This window comes from Corallococcus sp. CA053C, from assembly GCF_003611675.1.
Taxonomy (GTDB): domain Bacteria; phylum Myxococcota; class Myxococcia; order Myxococcales; family Myxococcaceae; genus Corallococcus.
This window is the reverse complement of the sequence record NZ_RAWA01000926.1, coordinates 1-394: the sequence shown is the minus strand read 5'-3', so window position 1 is coordinate 394 and position 394 is coordinate 1. Positions and strand designations below refer to the sequence as shown.

Below are 394 nucleotides of genomic sequence, written 5' to 3'. Positions count from 1 at the left end.
GTAATGCGCAGTGTTCCCTTGGTGTAGGAGATTTCCGAGATCACAACGATGAAAACCACACGAGCCAAACGTGCCGTTTCGATCCGCCCGGTCTACGCATCTGTTGCGCTGCTCTGCGCAGGCGCTTCGATGCAGGCTGCAGCACAAACGTCGGTCACGCTGTATGGCGTGGTCGATAACGCCTTTGCCTATTCGAGCAACCAGGGCGGCCATTCCAACACTTACATCAACTCGGGCGCCTTGCTGGCCAGCAAGTTTGGCCTGTACGGCACGGAAGACCTGGGCGGCGGCAACACGGCGCTGTTCCGGCTGGAGAGCGGTCTCAACGCCGCGACGGGGCAACAATCCCAAGCTGGGGTCATCTTTAACCGCCAGGCCTACGTCGGCCTGAGCA

At 60.2% G+C, this 394-nt stretch carries 1 protein-coding gene; it reads left to right on the top strand.

The window, feature by feature from the left end; translation table 11 throughout:
- Positions 1–48: 48 nt before the first annotated feature.
- Positions 49–394, top strand: a 346-nt coding sequence (locus tag D7V97_RS43915; RefSeq protein ID WP_147445292.1) for a porin, incomplete at its 3' end; no start/stop codon positions are given.